Source organism: Flectobacillus roseus (assembly GCF_030056595.1).
Lineage (GTDB): Bacteria > Bacteroidota > Bacteroidia > Cytophagales > Spirosomataceae > Flectobacillus > Flectobacillus roseus.
The window spans coordinates 15162-32630 of sequence record NZ_JASHIF010000034.1 but is presented as its reverse complement, the minus strand read 5'-3'; the positions used below and the strand labels follow the sequence as shown (position 1 = coordinate 32630).

The following is a 17469-nucleotide window of genomic DNA, read 5'->3' as shown; positions in this document are numbered from 1 at the left end:
AATTACTATTTTTTGCAAAATGTTCATAATGCTTGCTTTTTTTAGTTAGCTGTGATTTTCGTCTCTACAGTATTGTTATTTACTCTTTCTTCACCAGCTGAACCGTAGATAATGGTTACTGTAATATTTTGACTTGTGTTGCTTGGTACATCAGCCTTGCGAGTTGCTGTGAATCCAACCGTTTTCTTACCATTTGGTGGAATCACTACTCCTGCTTTAGCTGTCACTGTAATAAAGTTGGCATTCTCTGTAAAGGTCCAATCGCTATTACTGTTCGCTGTTCCGCCAAGTACATTTGATGTTCCTGTAGTCGATGGGTAAGTAATCGTAAAGCCTGAAATCTTCGCAACTCTAAATACAATTGTACTTCCGCTCACATTTGGTTTGTTATTAATCTCAAAAACATTTACCACAAAGTCTTTTGAAGCACCCACTGTCAAGAACTCTAGAGCATCTATCTCTGTAGTTGGTGATAAGTCTGGTAATAGAGCGTCTTTCCATACATTTGGTAATCCATCTACTGGTGTCAAAATACCGTCTCCATCTGGATCACAGTTCGTCGAACAATCTACAATACCATCTCCATTCGCATCCAAATTAGGATTCAATCCGCCTTCCTCTAAATCACTAATGCCATCATTATCGCTGTCCAAGTCATAAGGATTTGGTTTATTATCATTGTCCGTATCCAATGCCGTTAAGATTAGACCAGTAACAGCAGGAACAGTTGCAGGAATACCTAGCACAGAGATTATACCATCTGCCATACCATCGCCATCTAAATCAGTTCCGTTAGCTTCATCTACGTCGTTGATACCATCGTTATCACTATCTAAGTCTAAACGGTTTGGAATACCATCTCCGTCAACATCCGCACTTAGCTGAGCATTTTCAACGGTATCCAAGATACCATCATTATCATCATCCAAGTCATCAACATCAGGTACTCCATCTGCATCTGTATCTACTGGAACTGTAATATTTACAGTAGCGTTAGCACATACATTTGGTACCGTAGCGATGTTACACACTTGATATGTCACAGTAACTGTTGTACCACGTTCTGCCAAGGTAGGGGTATAGGTCAAAATACCTGTAGCTGGAGTAAATACTGCAGTTCCTGCTGCTGTACCTCCTGTTTTTGATACACTAGTGGTTACACCTAACAAGAAATCATCATTTAATAGTACATTAATAATACTCGATGAACCATATCTTGCCACTAATGCATCATCTAACGCTGTAGGTACTTGAGGATGAGGGTCCGTTCCATTTAGATTGCCATCTTTGTCACAATCTTGTAATTTCCATGATGGACTTGTATTACTCAATACCTGATCTACTGCATTATAGCTACAACCATCTAATGGATTTGTATTATCAGCAGTAGTAGCTGGATTGTTGTCTGTACCTGTTGCTTCTTTGTAGTTTGTTACTCCATCTCCATCACAGTCAGAATTACGCCAAGTTGTACTAGTATTAGCCAATACTTGGTTTGCTGGATTATAACTACAACCATTTGAATAATCAGTACCATCAGTAATCTCTTGGGCATTTGTAACGCCATCTCCATCTATGTCTGGATTAGCCTCACGATAGTCAGGAATGCCGTTGGTATTACTATCTGGCAAAGCAGGATTATTCGCATCTCCGTAACTTGCACTTCCATCAACTGGCGTTACAATACCATCTCCATCAAGGTCTGTGATGATATCGATTCTTCCATCTCTAATTAAATCAAGTGAGCCAGCATTTGTGATTCCACTCTCTAATAAATCACTCAAACCGTCATTGTCACTATCTATATCTAAATAGTCAGGGAAATCAGTACCATCTGTATTAATTGGTTTAGGATCATTGCTATCTCCTCTAGATACACTACCATCGGCAGCACCAACGATACCGTCTCCGTCAGGGTCTGTACCATCTACAATACCATCTCCATTAGCATCAATCAAGGCAGGATTACCGCTTTCGATAATATCATTAATACCATCGTTGTCACTATCCAAATCATAAGGATCTTTGCGAGTATCTAAATCTGAATCTGGTGGAATTGTTCCTGTAAGCTGATTAGCACTTGCGGGGATACCTGTAAGTCCAGATGCACCATCTGCAATACCATCATTATTAGCGTCCACTCCGCCAGCCTCAATCACATCATTGATACCATCGTTATCACTATCTAAATCTAGGCTATTAGGAACACCATCTCCATCTAAATCAGCAGAAAACTGAATATCTTCAAGAGTATCTAGAATACCATCATTATCATCATCTAAATCAATTGTATCAGCAATTGTATCTCCATCTGTATCTAAGAATACGGTAATAGAGGTTGTACTAAGGTCATTTCCCGGTAGGTTACCAAAAGTTGGTACTCCATTGAATTGTAAAGTACCTAAAACAGGAAGTGGACCTCCAACCGAAACACCTGTGTATCCTAATACAATTTGGGTACATTCTCCCGGCGCAATTGCTGTAGTATTTCTTAAGCGAATTGTTTGACCATCATTAGAAATAACAGTCCATCCTGTGATTGTCACTGGAACTACAGAAGTTCCAGTGATTAAATTCGGAAAGCTAATTACAGGCTCTAATTTTCCAATAGCAGCATTTCGAGTACCACCATCATTATTACAAATATCCACAGTGACACGTCCCAAAGTCGAACCCTTTGAAACGGCAGCAGGCTGGTTGAGAATATTGATACTTACATCCTGCGCTTCCACTTCACATAGCCCTCCAGTAATGAGAGCTGTAACGAGCATTAGTTGTTTTATACGTCTCATGATTTCTAGTTTAGTTAGTGTTAGTTAGCAGTGATTTTAGTTTCAACAGTGTTGTTATCTACTTTCTCTTCACCAGCTGAACCGTAAATGATAGTCACTGTAATATTTTGACTTGTATTACTTGGTACACCTGACTTACGTGCTACGGTAAAGCCTATGACCTTCTTCCCATTTTGTGGAATCACGACACCCGGCTTAGCTGTCACTGTAATAAAGTTGGCATTCTCTGTAAAAGTCCAATCGCTATTACTGTTCGCTGTTCCACCAAATACATTTGATGTTCCTGAAGTATTTGAATACGTAATCGTAAAGCCTGAGATTTTGGCAACTCTAAAACCAATCGTACTACCACTTACATTTGGTACATTATTGATTTCAAACACATTGACTACAAAATCTCTAGGAGTACCTGCTGTTAGGAATTCCAAACTATTAATATCCGTAGTTGGTGTTAAGTCTGGTAATAGAGCATCTTTCCACACATTTGGTAATCCATCTACTGGTGTCAAAATACCATCTCCATCTGGATCACAGTTCGTCGTACAATCTACAATACCATCTCCATTCGCATCCAAATTAGGATTCAAACCACTTTCTTCTAAGTCTGTAACTCCATTATTATTACTATCTAAATCATATGGATTAGGCTTATTATCATTATCAGTATCAGGTGGTGTTAATCCTAAACCTGCTGTCGATGGAATTCCTGTTGGGGAAACCAGACCATCTGCCATGCCGTCACCATCTATATCTATACCATTGGCCTCATCTACATCATTAATACCATCGTTATCACTATCTAAGTCTAGGCGGTTTGGAATACCATCTCCATCAGTATCTGCACTCAGTTGTGCATTTTCAACGGTATCCAAGATACCATCATTATCATCATCCAAATCATCTACATCTGGCACTCCATCTGCGTCTGTATCTACCGGAACTGTAATGGTTACCGTAGCACTAGCACATACATTTGGCGTAACCGCTGTGTTACATACCTGATAAATTACGGTAACAGTTGTACCACGTTCTGTGATCAATGGTGTGTAAGTAAGAATACCAGTTAATGGGTTAAAACTTACTGTTCCGTTGGCAGTTCCTCCTGTTTTTGACAGTGAAGTACTCAAGCCCGATAGGAAGTCATCATTGGCTAAGATGTTAAAGCCTGTGGCACTACCATACTTGGCCGTAAACGCATCTGCTACTGCTGTAGGTGTTTTAGGATTTGGATCAGTACCATTTGGATTACCATCTTTATCACAATCCAATAATTTCCATGCTGCACTTGTACTACTCAATACCTGATCTACTGCATTATAGCTACAACCATCTAATGGGTTTGTATTATCAGCAGTCGTAGCTGGGTTGTTGTCTGTGCCTGTAACCTCTTTGTAGTTTGTTACTCCATCGCCATCACAGTCACTATTTCTCCATGCAGTCGTGGTATTAGCCAATACTTGATTCGGCCCCCATACACAACCATCTGTAGGGGCAGGGTCTGTATTGTCTGGGTCTCCATCGCCATCCAAGTCTCCTGCAGCAGGTACACTAATCGTCACCGTTGCACTCGCACATACTTGTGGCGTCACCGCTGTATTACATACTTGGTAAATGATGGTAACATTCGTCCCTGGCTCTGTTGGTGCTGGACTGTAAGTCAATACTCCCGTAACGTTATTGAAAGAATACGTACCCAAGGCTGTTCCTCCTGTTTTGGCAATTGAAGTACTTAACCCAGGTAAGAAATCGTCGTTTGCCAAGACGTTAACAATACTTGGTACACCAAACGGAGCTGTTAGCATATCAGCATTTGCAGTTGCAACTTTTGGATTAGGATCAGTACCATTAGGGTTTCCATCCTTATCACAGTCTGCATTTTTCCAAGTAGTTGTAGTATTAGCAAATACTTGATCAGCAACATTATAACTACAAGGATCTAATGGATTGGTATTATCTGCTGTAGTCGCAGGATTTCTATCTAAACCATTAATTTCGTCTTTGTTTGTTACACCATCACCATCGCAATCACCTGTGCTGGTTGCTACTAATGTTACTTGAGTGAGATTTAAACTACAAGCACTTTTAGGATCCGTATTATCTGCTGTAGTCGCAGGATTTCCATCTGGACCAGTAGCTTCATCATAGTTTTTCACACCATCGCCATCACAGTCTGCATTACGCCAAGCTGTGGTAGTATTAGCCAACACTTGGTTTACGCTCCATACACATGGGTCATTTGGTGCAGGGTCTGTACTATCTAAGTCACCATCACCATCACTATCACAAACGTTGATTGTTACGGTAACAGCTCCAGAAGCAGGGCTGTAGCAGTTAGCAGTTGCATCATAATAGAAGGCGTAATAAGTACCTGCTCCAGCTGTACCAGGAGTACTTAGTGCTGTACCTGTATGAGCGTTATTAGTAAACCAAACCAAAGTCGAACCTACTGGAGTAGTACTTGTTACAGCACTGTTTAGGTTAGCTGTTGCAGCTGGACAAATGTTAGCAATTGCAGCAGTAGTGCCTCCTCCAGATAAAGTTGGAGCTGTAAAGCCAGCAGTTGTTGCAGAACGCAATACAACACCATAAACACGTGTGGTTCCTACGTTTACCCCCACAAGGTTGGCAATTGAGATACGAACCTCATTAAATGGTTTGGTAGTTTTAAAGCCTATCACCTGACGAGTAGAACTCAATAGTGTTAGTGAAATCAAACCGCCTGCATTACTTTCTTGAGCAACACCATTCAAATAAGTTGTTATGGTAGCGTTATTAAACAAGCTAGCTCCTAATAGACTGCTATTTTCAACATCATAACCAGCAAAAGTTCCAGCAGGATAAGTTGTCACTGCATCTTTTACTGAAATAGATCCACTACTAAGAATTCCCGCCGTCAAAATAATGTCAGCATAGTTTGAAGTACTTACATCTAACACATTGGCTGTATTATTTACTGCACAAGCCACACATGCTGCACCACTGATACCTGTCAAACTTCCATTCAATACTGCTGGATAAGTAGGAGATACAAGATAGGTATCTCCACAAGTCAATGCAGGACCAGCACACAATTTTTGTACTACTAGATTGTAAACATTCGTAGTACTGATAATACCCAATAAGTTGGTTATTTGGAATTGTACTTCATCAAAGTCTTTTGTTGTCACAAAACCTACCAATTGATTTCCTGAACCAGTCAACAAAGATGAGTTTACTGAAAGTAAAGTTCCTGTTGTTGATGTTTCCTGTAATACTCCAGCTTTATAAGTCTTGATAGTAATACCCGAAAGCAAGTTGGCATTGATCAAACTGGTGTTTGCAATATTAAAACCTGCGAATGAACCAGCAGTATAAGTAGTCAATACATCTTTTACAGAAATAGAAGAAGTACTACCAAGTGCCGCGGCCATTGTAATAGTAGCAAAATCTGAAGTGCTTGAAGTAATTAAGTTTTCAGAATTGTTAATAGAACAACCTACACACGCCAATCCTGAAATACCTGTATTAGCATCATTAATCACAACAGGATAAGTTGTATTAGAAAGGATTGTCTGTGTGTTACAAGTCAGTGCTGTTGGAGCACAGAATTTCTCGATTACTGGGTAATAAACCTGTCCTGAGAACAAAGTACCTAACAGTGTAGTATATTTGATACGCACCTCATCGAATGCGGCTGTTGTTACAAAACCTACTGTTGCTAAACCTGAACCGTCGAGTAAACTAGACTCGATACCGATCAAACTAGTTACAACGTCTTTACCTTCAACAAAAGCACCATTATTATAAGTCTCGATTCTTACACTCGATGCGATACTACCACTAATCAAGTTAGCTGATCCGATTTTGAAACCTGCATAATATCCTGCTGGATACGTATCCGCTGCATCATTATCTTTAACAGCCATGGTAATACTACATCCCAAACCAGTTAAGCTGAAGTTCACATTATTTGTCAAATCAGCATCTACTAAGTTGGAGTTATTACCTGAAATTATTGGTAAACAAAGACCTCCAGTTGATCTAGTCGCTGATAAGTTTGTATAAAGCGAGTTGGTCCAAGGAGATTTTGTATTACAAGGTCCCCCCGTTGCACCCGTTCCAGTACAAGACGTTATAAATACATCTACTGAGTTTGAAGCAGCACTGTAGCAACCTGTAGTGGCGTTATAATGAAATGCATAATAAGTACCATTGGTAGCTGCCGTAGGCGTTGCATAAGCAGTACCAGTATGTGCATTGTTTGTAAACCATACTAAAGTAGACCCCGATGGAATTGCGCCAGTTACTGCACTATTCAAATTTACCGTTGTTGCAGGACACACATTTAATAAGCTTGAAGAGCTTATTACTGGAACAGCCAAAGCAGGATCACATGGATCTAAAGGATTGGTTCCATTTGTTTTTTCTGTTGAGTTACTGATACCATCACCATCACAGTCAGAAGTATTCCAACTTGAAGAAGGAGTTCTTGTTTGGCTCGCTAAAACAAACGAACAAGCATCCAAAGGATCTGTACCATCTAAACCTTCCTGACCATCTGTTACACCATCACCATCGGCATCATCGGATGACACAGCAATAGTAATAGAGCAGGTTCCTGATGCGTTCGGAGAGGTAATTGTCAAGGTTCTTGTACCTGCAGTACCACTACCATCATAAGTAATAGGAATATCAACAAATGTTTCACCTTGTGCAATAGTAGTCGTGAAAGGCGATGGAGTCGAAACGATACCAGCACCAGATATGGTTACGGTAAGTGAAGCTTGACCGTTGACTGCATTACCAATTGGAACTCGTAAAGTAGATGTTTGCCCTGTTGTACCATTAGCATATAAAGGCGTACCTACTAATCCTGCTGATGGAGCCGAACAGTTAAATGAGAAAGTAGCAGGTACGTTAGTTACTGTGGCACAAGAGCCTAAGTCGCCTAGCGTTACTCCATTGACAGAACCAACATAAGTAGATACGCCTGTTGAAGCATTAATTCTCCATAAATCGGTATTAGGACCATTTATACGAGAATAATAGAAGAAATCACCAAGGTATGCTAAACCATTACCAACTGCACCATTACCCATTGTAGGAAAAGCCCCTGAAGCAGTAACTACTTTTGTAGCGACTAAAGTTGTAGGATTAATTCTGTAAAGATGCGAAGCTGTATTTTCCATTAAAATACAATAAAGGTTACCACTAGCATCTACAGCGATATCATTCAGCGTTGTACCAGTAGTCCATGTTGCATCTCCTGTAATAGTACCTACAACGATACCGTTCCCAGAACCAGTCCATTTAGTCAATTCTTTTAAACCAATCCCGTAAACGATACCTGTTGAAGGATCTGTACCCAAACCAATTGGTGAGGCAATAGTAAAGCCTGTGGAGGTCAGGGTTGAAGTTGTTGACTGAGCAGGTCCAGTATAAATTGTTCCACTACTTGCGTTTACGGATGTTACAAATCTATTTTGATTCAAATTACCAGGAATAGGACCGAAAGCCATATTACCTTGGTTTGTTTGGTTACCTTGTGAAACAAGAGTTGTAGCCAAGGTGGTTAAATCTATACGATAAATTGAATGATTCGAGGCAACAACTCCAAAAAGTTCATTACAACTCGGAGCCGTAATAGGAGTATAAGATTGACAAGAAGCTAAATCAAGATTGATATTTGGTGCAGAGCCCAAAAACGAAGCGAGCTGAACATTGGTCTTTACTGTACCTTGACCAGTATTTGGATTAATTTCGTAAATTCTAGCATTAACATAAGTTGTCAATAAAACAGCACTTGTGACAATTTCTGTAGCATAAATCATCCCGTTGTAAAAAGCAATCCCTTGAAAGTTGGCAGGAATACTACCACTCAACTGAATTACCTGAGAAGCTACTTTTGTAGACAAGTTAACTGAATACAAATAACTGGCAGTTCCATTTTTAACTGGTACATACATTTTACCAGTATTGTCAAAAAACGCATCATTGGAGATAGTTCCTCCAGTCCAAGTAGCATCACCTGTAACCACCCCCAAATCAGCTGATGGTGAAGGATACACTTTTGCTAAATGTCTATCGGAGGTCATACCATACACATAACCAGCATTTGCTCCTGTAGTAAGAGGATTGGTGGTTAAACCTCCCAAAGCAAGTGGCAGTGTTATTCCTGTACTAGTGTTGTTCTTGAAGACCGTCGAACCAGACGTTGTTTCAGAAGAAACAAACACCGTAGAGCTAAGGCTTGAAGCATCCGGGCCAACGGCCAAGTTACTCTTTCCTGTCGTCATGGTCGTGACTAACGTCTTAGAACCATCAAGAGCAGAAATAGAATAAACCTTTCCGTCGTAGCTGTTAAGTAAGAACAAATCTGTACAGTTTTGTCCTAAAACAGGCGAAACAAAGAAGACCAATGCAAACTGAAAACTAACAAAAGCGAATATCCTATTAGTAAGGATATTTCCCAAATAGCTAAGGCATTCAGTGAATACATTCGATGCTCCAAACAATTTCCGCATGGCGTGGGAAAATGTAATTGTTGAATTCATCTAATTACTTAGGGGTTAAATTGAATAAAAGGGTTCGATATCATTGCTCCTTTTCTGATAAAAGGAAACAATATCTTATACCTCGCAAAAGGAGGTGCTGACAATCAGGATACAATACAAGGAGTTCAATCTTTGAGAAGAAGATGGAATTGAATTGCGCAGCGAAATGTATATAGCCTCAAGAAATACTCATTCTTGAAAAAATGCGTAAATGAAGAAAGTAATGTTTTTATCATGGCGGACAGCTTTAAACTATAAATTATTAAATCAACTACTGGATCACTTAAGCTTTATCATAATTCATGGCATATACAAAACGTAACAAATGCCCAAAAGTCACCAAAGCAAAATATGAGGACCGAATAAGATGATAAAAGCTTAGAAATGTTATTGAATAATCACAAACGAGAAAATTATCTTTTCTGACAGAAGAATCATAAACTTAAGCGGGGACTACTTCTGGCAAAATAATAACCTTTGTAAGCACTAAGTCAATTAAAATATATTAGTGGGTGGTTGTTAATACTATGGCAAATTGTTTAATAGTATTATTAGCAAAAAGAATACCAAAAATGTATTTTTATATTAATCACCCATAAAAAACTAAGAAATACTTAAAATAAATTTTGATTCAGTAGTGGAAAGGAAAATAACCTAAGGTGAGATTTAGGTATGAAACTTGTGGAATAAAGAATAAGAAACTTCAACTAAAAAAGATGGCCTCAACTATTATTTTTTTATAATTATAATATGAGTTAAAACACACGAGCAGACTGCTATATTGCAGAAACAAAAACTCAATACTTTAGAACTATTCTTAAAAAAGCAAAGCTTACCTTAAACAAATTAGAACAAATCGCTATAATTACTCCGAACAATCGACCTAAATAATGTAGCAACTCTGAAAGTAGAGAAAATATCCTCTAGACAATACGCCAAATTCTTCAGATTGCTCTATCAATTCGGTGACCTTTTTTGAAGTCTAAAGTCACTACACTAATTACAATAAATGCTATGTTCAAAAAAAAATGTTTAATTATTGAGGATTCCGAAATCGCAATTGTAACGCTCAGTATGCAATTGGAAAAACTCTCCATGTACGATATAAGCGTGGCTCGAAACTATAATCAAGCAAAGTCATGCTTAAGTAATGATACTTATGATCTTATTTTTTTAGATATAAAACTACATGAGAGTTCTGGTTTAGATTTAGTAAGTGAATTTCCCAAATTGCCTCCCGTAATAGTAACGAGCTCCAACGTTGAGTTTGCTATCGATACTTACGAAATAAATTCAGTTATGGATTTCATAAAAAAACCAGTTACTGAAGATAGACTTATAAAAGCCATCGATAAAGCGCTAAATAGACAAAAAACAAGCAATAGTATTGTCGAAAATAATTTTGTTTTTATCAAAACAGGTAGGCACGTGATGAAGTTTGATTTTGAAAAGCTTGACTATATTAATGCTTATGGGATTTATTCTAAAATTTACAGTGACAACAAATCAACTATCGTCAATGAATCTATTGCTACTTTAGAAGAGGCACTTCCAAACCAAATTTTTAGAAGAGTACATAAATCTTACATTATCAACATCAAAAAAGTAACAGGATACGATCATAAAAACATCTTTATCAATGAGGTAGTAATTCCGATAGGTTTTTCATACAAAAAAAATGTTAGTGAATTTATTCAGTTTATTTAAGGGATACTGACAAAATAAAAATACCTGCCTTTTTTAGAAAAGACAGGTATTTTTATTTTCTTGCCGTAAAAGAAAAAAGCATTTACAATTTCTCGTAAATGCTTGACAATTTCTGTGGACCAGCATGGACTACAAGTTCACTGGAAATGAGGATGTTACATCGGCAAAATGCAACTATGTAAGTAAACACGTAAATGAAAAGCCAAAAAAATTAGGCCGCTAATACGCCCCCACATTTACTTACACTATGAAAATTTATACCGTTTTGTTTAAGTAGTTCTTCGGCTTTATAAGCTCTCAGCCTCCAGTTTGCAATTTCATCATTCATATCTGTTACCATCCTTTTCCAAAAACTATCTGGTCTATTTTGAATATCAATATCCAAGAAATAAGACATTGGTAATTCTAATATTTTACAGATTTGTTCAAGTGTCTCTATCTTCATAGAATTATTGTCGATCATCTTTCGTAACCCATTTTGTGTTATGCCCAATTTATTACATAAATCACCTTGAGTCATGTGCTTCTCTTTAAGAGCATTCTTTAGCTTAAGATTTATATTATCCATCATGAAATCTATTTTTCAAACTTTTATTTAACTCTGAGTACCACTAAAATTTAAAATCAACTATTTTTCAAAATTTTGTTAGTAAAATTTGTTAATTACGAAAAAACGTTAGAAATTTGAATTGTTATACACGAACGTACTACGAACTATTTACGAAAATTACACGAAATCTCTAAAAAAATCAAATTATAGTTCGAATATTTGAATTTATAAATAAATGGTCATAATGAAGGAGTTAGAACAAATACGAAATGCCTATTTCTTGAAAGCAAGAAAAGACCGAAAAACAATTCGAGACTTGATGATTAGTACTTTTGGGTATGGAAATCGACAAGTACATCACAAGCTGCATGGTCGATGTATTTTAACTGATAGTGAGAAAGAATTTTTATTTGTACAACTAAAGTTGGAAAATCAAACAAAATAGTCAAATAAAACCTTGTATGAATAGCTCTATTTCCTAAATAATGTCAAATCGAAATAAAGTTACATTCATTTTACTTTAAGACAACTGTATATTTTCATACCCTCATTTAAGTCTAATAAAAATCACTAAGTTGAGTTTGACGATATATTGTTCTCACATATTATAAATTGATACTATTCCAACCAATCACGATTGTACTATCTTTTGCATTTATTAAGAGTCTATTCATTACATAAACAACACCGCAAAGTAGAGCAGTAGGTAGCTCGTGAGGCTCATATCCTCAAGGTCGCAGGTTCGAGTCCTGCCTTTGCTTCTAAACCTTAAAATCTTACAGTATGATACCAATACTTTTAGTTCCAGTGTTACTATTTTTCGGAATTCTTGAGTTTTTGTTGTGTACTGTAGACTGGCTTAAGGAACAATTCTCAAAATAGTTTTATCATTCTCACTTTTATCCTTTTACAAACATGAGTACTGTTGAAGTTGAAAACCTCGTTGATTTCTTTGTTAGCGCTATGGCTATGGGCTTTGCCTTTTTTTGTGCCAACTTTGCCTACAGCTTTATTGCTGGAACAAGTTTGGAGGACAAATTAAAAGACTTCGTAGGAGGCGATTTAGAGGATGATAATTAGTATTTTATCGCATTGGAGTGCAGTTTTTTTGAAAGTATTCGTGCCATCATTTATCGTTTTCTTTGCGGTGAGGCACTTTATCGAGAAAAACAAAAGAGACGGGTTTAAATAAGAAAGAGGCTTCATAAATCCATTTGTTTGGATTTATGAATTGAGTGATTTGCTAGACTCCCACAGATTGATGTGGGAGGTTCTTTCTCTAAAGACAATAGGTGTAGATTTAGATTTTAAAGACTACCACACCTTGTGTGGTAGCTTCTTTCCTTACTCACTATGAAAATTATTTTGATTATAGTCATTGCGCTTGTGGTCATTCTACCATTCAGGAGAAAAGACCGAAACGTATAGTTAAATAAGTTATGCCCCTTCATGGTGTCAGAATGTCCATTTGGTGCGTTCTGGAGGGTTCGAACCCCTTATTGGCAACAAAAGCAAATTGAAGTATCTGCTACAGAAAGTAGTGTGACGACCAAACCTGTGGCGATACTTTGCCCATTTCACAAAATATGAATCTATTTTCACCTAAATCGGCGATTGACACAGACTTCGTAAGGATGCCTAAGACGCTCGAGCAGACAAGCTCAAACGTCTACAAGCGATACCATGCGCTTGCAGAGGAGTTTAATGCCCTACAATATCTAGGTTTGTCAGCGAAGCTTCGCACTCCACACCAGAAAGTGATGGAGGCAATTCTCTATAAGTATTTGCCCATGTTCCGCAAGCTAGTCAATTCATCGACATGGGTTGATAGTCAGAGTATTCCATCCATTAACATTACCCGTAGAGAACTGGCTAGACTCATTTCATGTGAGACTAGAAACATCTACAATATCCTTGCTAGGCTGTCAAATGCCCGTTTTATTGACATTATAGACAACAATTCGACAGGGGGATACACAATCATTCCAAACCTTTATATCGCCTTTGGTGATGTCAATTTGAAGCCTCAGTTGAAGGCTTTGAGTGCCCTACCCAAGGACATTCTAATTACTCAGACGTGGCAAACTTTTCCGATATTAAAAGACAGGATAAATTTAAACAATTCATATATAGCAGTAGATGTTGAATCTACCCAAGAAAATTACGGGGAAAGACACAGGGAAATTGACAGGGAAAAAAAGCAAATTGAGCCCTTTGACCTTTCTTTCCAAAAAAATAACCTTGAAAGTTCCACAAATGACAAGGAAAATGAAACCAGTGGCGCCGCCGACCCCGATGATGTGGACAACTACTCTAGCAGTAGAGCTGAATACTTCCGCAATCGCCACCTAGGAGGTCACAGGTCACCAATGCCTAGCAGAACTACCAAACCAGTACAAGAAAAGCCGATTCAGCCACATGAAAAGGCACAATTAATCACAGAATTCTGGAACTATGCCAAAAAGAACCTCTACCCTACCCAGAAATTCAACGGTGAAACTGAGGTAAAAATCAAGCGATTGATTGGTAGTGATGTCTTTGGGCACTTCAATGGTACAGAGAGCTATATCCACTGGAAAACGTTCTGTATGACCAAGATAGCAGAGATAGATTTGGTGAAAAAGCACAATGAAAAGTACGACCGTGAGGCATACTGGCCACTTAACTACTTCTCGAAAAAGTATCGTGATAGAGGTGGGTTCCTCATCGCCCATGTGTGGCTCAAACGTGAGCAAAAGAAATTCATAGAGGTAAGATTTGAGGACGAATTAGAAAAAGCGAAGAATTCATTAGCATTTGGTATAATACCACGTGGACAAAAAGGTAAAATCCTTTCGATTAGCGAGTTATCTCTTTACTGGGCTAAGAGAATATCAAAAAGAACTAACCCAGAAACACTAGAAAAATATTACTCATTCATATCCAACACAAACTTATCATCACAATGGACGAATTAATCAGAACTGCCGAATGGCATATCAAATACAGAATGCCGTCAGGCACAAACATTGCGTTCACCAGCAAAGGAATACCAATCCAAGTTTATCAGAATAAGTATCTAAATAAGCGCATCGAAAGCGCTGAGAATATGATAAAGAAGTTTCGTGGCTTTGACCTTGCGATTATCTACGCTAAAGAGCCTAAAACGGGTAGAGATTTGGGCGAAATTGCACGATTTGACAACGAAACAAAAAGATTAGTCTTTTCAACACCACTCTAAAAAAACGGGTCACAACACTTAATATCGGGTCACATGAAGGCTTTTGAAAATCCTACAACAATTCCACTCCAGATTAAGCGAAAATACAAACAAATGCCTCTTTCTGAGCGAAGAAAGCTCTACAGCATCATCAGAGAGGAGCTTGGATACGGAGAGAATACAGATAATTCAAATATCCGAAAAATGCTCAGGGGACAAAGGAATGTCACTCCGCAAATTGTAAAGAGACTTTCGGATTTCTTAGGTATCTCCAGACAACAGTTTCAGGGAAATATTCAGATGGACATCATGGATATTGTAGGAACGATTAAACCAAATGTACCCCAATCTACACATGAACTACATCATCATCACAAAAGCTAGAGGAATCACTTTTATCAGGTTAAAAGACCGTTGGGAGCAACAAGCTAATGTCGATTTCTCAAACCAAAGTAACATTATCAGTTTTTCAAGCAGACTGAGTGCCCAAAATTACTCAAGCTTTCTCAAGGACTCAGAAAGTGACTGCAAGAACAAAATCATTCAGCCAGCATCTTTAACTCTTCAACATGGACAATGGATAATTTCAGTCATTTGACGAATAGCCAAGTTATCAAACTACGTGAGGATATTATCTACACTTACGGAAAATACCTTGGATGTATTAACAATACAGAGAAATCTAAATATTCTATACGGCTACAATTTCTCTGTTTGGATTTAGGCGTTGATTTTTCTCACTTAATTGATAAAGGCGTAGTAAAATATCAGGCAGAGGAAGAACAAGAGGACATTGACGAAGAAACTATCTCACTTGACTTAGAGCTAACACCAGTTGGACAATGTCACTTCTGTGGTGAAAACCTAAAAGACAAACGAAAAGGAAGCCTATTTTGCAACTCAAAACATCGTGCTTCCTATCATAATAATCTCAAAAAAAGCGTCCGCTAGTTGCTACCAATTTAAACCAGGAAAACTATCATTTTTTTCTTCTGTAGATCTTATTTGGTAGCAAAAGTATTGTAACATCACTCAACAGCAATTCATAAATCAAATATTGGTAGCAAAATGGAACTCAAAATCATTAACCTCCGAGATTTGAACAGTCGAGAAAATCAGGATATCGTTGAAATCATCAATGAGGTCATGAACGAGAGGTTTAACCACTCAGCAAATAAAGCAGTTCAGCATATCATTCGAACCTTCAAAAGGCAAGAGTCAGAAATCAACAAGCTAAGAGCCGAGCTTCAGAAGCTCAAAAAAGAGAGTGAACAGAGTCAAAAAGAGCAGTCAGATACAATCAAAGAGCTTCTATCAGCAATTGAAGGATTCAACAAGTTCCTGATAGTTGCAAATAAAGTGACACCAAAGAAGTAGTAATAACCAATCACATTCAAATCAAAATATCATGGACGCAGTAAGATTTAGAGTACTTGCCATTGAAGGCAAAAGAAGTACCAATTCAGATATCCAAGTAGGTGAAACTTATGTAGGCGAAGCCAATGACCTACGAAATAGAGTGTACTACACTGATCAGGCAGGTGACGATTGGATATTCTATGTGGATGACACTTGTGAAATCATTGACCTATGAACCGAGTAGGTATAGTGATAAACTTTCATGAGTATAATGCCCTCCGAGCTTATACTCATCGTGAAAAGAGAATGATAGAGGCTTATTATAGAAAGCAGAATTCAACATCATTCTGGATACTTGACCCAAGCCTGATTGTTGCCTCTCTCTTCCATTCACATTTTGAGTACGAATACAAAGAATCTCACTACGGCGCCAGTATCATGAAATTTCAAATCCATGAAGCGATGGCGCTCTCAAATGCACTTTCCACACTTGGAGAACCAATATTCGAAAACTTGCACGCTAGACTCAGTAGTGAAATAGCCAAATGGAAACCGTCACTTACAGCCTTGACTTTCGAGAATTGGTACAATAACCATAAGTATGGCTATAAGCACGAATTTGGAGAGTTTGACCAACTTGATGAAATATACTTGGATGTTTTCCAACAATCATTTATCGAAGAAAATATTAAGGACTTATAATGTCATGACAGATAAGCGAGAATACCAAAGTAAAGGAAAGTTATTGCTCCGAGTAATATTATCTCCATTCATTTTTCTGTATGGTTGTATTTTACTTATTGCCTTTACATTTTTCCCATTGCCTATGCTGGTGCTTTTAAGCATATTAGGTATAGTTTGTGAACCATTCATTTGGCTTTTACGAGTGTCTGGTGTGGAAGTCGAAAGTATAGAACCATTTTTTGACTATCCAAATCAAAGTAAAATGATGGGGCACTTTATTGGACTAACTATTTATATCTGGTCTCCTTTCTTTATGACATACTGGTTCATAAAATATGCGGTAATCTACAATGCCAATATTCCACACACTAAGAACTTTCGGTAGCAATAGTACCAAGCAAGTATCTACTTTAGTCGATTCTACTTCATTCTTGCTACCAATTTCAAACGGATCAGCTCTGCGGCCACAACATAGAGCTCCGCAAATTGGTAGCAATTTAATTCATCTGCAGATGGCGAAACTCAGTAAGCTGGAGTAGTTGATATTTAAGAGAACACAGCATAGTTCCTAGGTTATTTTAAAATTCATTATAAACAAAAAGAAAATGACTAATAAGATAAAGGAGAAGTTTTCTGAACTATCAG

Annotated in this window: 13 protein-coding genes and 1 tRNA gene; 11 read left to right on the top strand and 3 right to left on the bottom strand. The window is 37.8% G+C overall.

The features are described 5' to 3' along the window. Nucleotides 1-41: 41 nt before the first annotated feature. Both QM524_RS25485 and QM524_RS25480 read right to left on the bottom strand, forming a co-directional pair. Nucleotides 42-2792: a hypothetical protein gene (locus QM524_RS25485; RefSeq protein WP_283346836.1), complete on the bottom strand. Its 2751-nt coding sequence runs from the start codon at nt 2790-2792 to the stop codon at nt 42-44. A gap of 20 nt (nt 2793-2812) precedes the next feature. Next, on the bottom strand, nt 2813-9325 hold the full coding sequence (locus QM524_RS25480; RefSeq protein ID WP_283346835.1) for a beta strand repeat-containing protein: 6513 nt from the start codon (nt 9323-9325) through the stop codon (nt 2813-2815). Between the two features lie 1014 nt (nt 9326-10339). Here QM524_RS25480 and QM524_RS25475 point away from each other — a divergent pair. Then, nucleotides 10340-11032, top strand: coding sequence for a LytR/AlgR family response regulator transcription factor (locus tag QM524_RS25475; protein WP_283346834.1), 693 nt, complete (start codon nt 10340-10342; stop codon nt 11030-11032). A 211-nt stretch (nt 11033-11243) separates the two neighbouring features. Here QM524_RS25475 and QM524_RS25470 read toward each other — a convergent pair whose 3' ends face one another. Further along, nucleotides 11244-11603, bottom strand: coding sequence for a helix-turn-helix domain-containing protein (locus QM524_RS25470; protein ID WP_283330200.1), 360 nt, complete (start codon nt 11601-11603; stop codon nt 11244-11246). Nucleotides 11604-12270: 667 nt separating this feature from the next. On the opposite strand from QM524_RS25470, the gene QM524_RS25465 reads away from it, so the two are divergent. The 10 genes from QM524_RS25465 to QM524_RS25420 all read left to right on the top strand — a co-directional run bounded on the left by QM524_RS25465 (nt 12271) and on the right by QM524_RS25420 (nt 17209). After that, nucleotides 12271-12343 (top strand) — tRNA-Met (locus QM524_RS25465). A gap of 154 nt (nt 12344-12497) precedes the next feature. Beyond that, nucleotides 12498-12662 (top strand): hypothetical protein, encoded by a 165-nt coding sequence (locus QM524_RS25460; protein WP_166552826.1) that lies wholly within the window; start codon nt 12498-12500, stop codon nt 12660-12662. A 506-nt stretch (nt 12663-13168) separates the two neighbouring features. Further along, on the top strand, nt 13169-14539 hold the full coding sequence (locus QM524_RS25455; RefSeq protein WP_283346833.1) for a hypothetical protein: 1371 nt from the start codon (nt 13169-13171) through the stop codon (nt 14537-14539). After that, nucleotides 14527-14802 (top strand): hypothetical protein, encoded by a 276-nt coding sequence (locus QM524_RS25450; RefSeq protein WP_283346832.1) that lies wholly within the window; start codon nt 14527-14529, stop codon nt 14800-14802. Before QM524_RS25455 ends, QM524_RS25450 begins: the two co-directional genes overlap by 13 nt. A gap of 33 nt (nt 14803-14835) precedes the next feature. Beyond that, entirely contained in the window at nt 14836-15165 is a 330-nt protein-coding gene (locus QM524_RS25445; RefSeq protein WP_283346831.1) for a helix-turn-helix domain-containing protein, read from the top strand. Nucleotides 15166-15357: 192 nt separating this feature from the next. Next, the gene (locus QM524_RS25440) at nt 15358-15732 is read left to right on the top strand and encodes a hypothetical protein (protein ID WP_283346830.1); all 375 of its coding nucleotides are present in this window, start codon (nt 15358-15360) and stop codon (nt 15730-15732) included. A gap of 117 nt (nt 15733-15849) precedes the next feature. Continuing rightward, a complete protein-coding gene (locus QM524_RS25435) occupies nt 15850-16158 on the top strand; it encodes a hypothetical protein (protein WP_283346829.1) in 309 nt (102 codons plus the stop codon). Between the two features lie 31 nt (nt 16159-16189). Further along, on the top strand, nt 16190-16375 hold the full coding sequence (locus tag QM524_RS25430; RefSeq protein ID WP_283346828.1) for a hypothetical protein: 186 nt from the start codon (nt 16190-16192) through the stop codon (nt 16373-16375). Continuing rightward, a complete protein-coding gene (locus QM524_RS25425; protein ID WP_283346827.1) occupies nt 16372-16842 on the top strand; it encodes a hypothetical protein in 471 nt (156 codons plus the stop codon). The genes QM524_RS25430 and QM524_RS25425 overlap by 4 nt, the downstream gene beginning before the upstream one ends. A gap of 4 nt (nt 16843-16846) precedes the next feature. Beyond that, complete coding sequence (locus QM524_RS25420) at nt 16847-17209, top strand: hypothetical protein (protein WP_283346826.1); 363 nt, start codon at nt 16847-16849, stop codon at nt 17207-17209. Nucleotides 17210-17469: the final 260 nt, after the last annotated feature.

Bases quoted from the DNA above. Each gene is read 5' to 3' on its own strand.
- QM524_RS25485 (WP_283346836.1), bottom strand. From the start codon at position 2,792: ATGAGACGTATAAAACAACTAATGCTCGTTACAGCTCTCATTACTGGA.
- QM524_RS25480 (WP_283346835.1), bottom strand. From the start codon at position 9,325: ATGAATTCAACAATTACATTTTCCCACGCCATGCGGAAATTGTTTGGA.
- QM524_RS25475 (WP_283346834.1), top strand. From the start codon at position 10,340: ATGTTCAAAAAAAAATGTTTAATTATTGAGGATTCCGAAATCGCAATT.
- QM524_RS25470 (WP_283330200.1), bottom strand. From the start codon at position 11,603: ATGATGGATAATATAAATCTTAAGCTAAAGAATGCTCTTAAAGAGAAG.
- QM524_RS25460 (WP_166552826.1), top strand. From the start codon at position 12,498: ATGAGTACTGTTGAAGTTGAAAACCTCGTTGATTTCTTTGTTAGCGCT.
- QM524_RS25455 (WP_283346833.1), top strand. From the start codon at position 13,169: ATGAATCTATTTTCACCTAAATCGGCGATTGACACAGACTTCGTAAGG.
- QM524_RS25450 (WP_283346832.1), top strand. From the start codon at position 14,527: ATGGACGAATTAATCAGAACTGCCGAATGGCATATCAAATACAGAATG.
- QM524_RS25445 (WP_283346831.1), top strand. From the start codon at position 14,836: ATGAAGGCTTTTGAAAATCCTACAACAATTCCACTCCAGATTAAGCGA.
- QM524_RS25440 (WP_283346830.1), top strand. From the start codon at position 15,358: ATGGATAATTTCAGTCATTTGACGAATAGCCAAGTTATCAAACTACGT.
- QM524_RS25435 (WP_283346829.1), top strand. From the start codon at position 15,850: ATGGAACTCAAAATCATTAACCTCCGAGATTTGAACAGTCGAGAAAAT.
- QM524_RS25430 (WP_283346828.1), top strand. From the start codon at position 16,190: ATGGACGCAGTAAGATTTAGAGTACTTGCCATTGAAGGCAAAAGAAGT.
- QM524_RS25425 (WP_283346827.1), top strand. From the start codon at position 16,372: ATGAACCGAGTAGGTATAGTGATAAACTTTCATGAGTATAATGCCCTC.
- QM524_RS25420 (WP_283346826.1), top strand. From the start codon at position 16,847: ATGACAGATAAGCGAGAATACCAAAGTAAAGGAAAGTTATTGCTCCGA.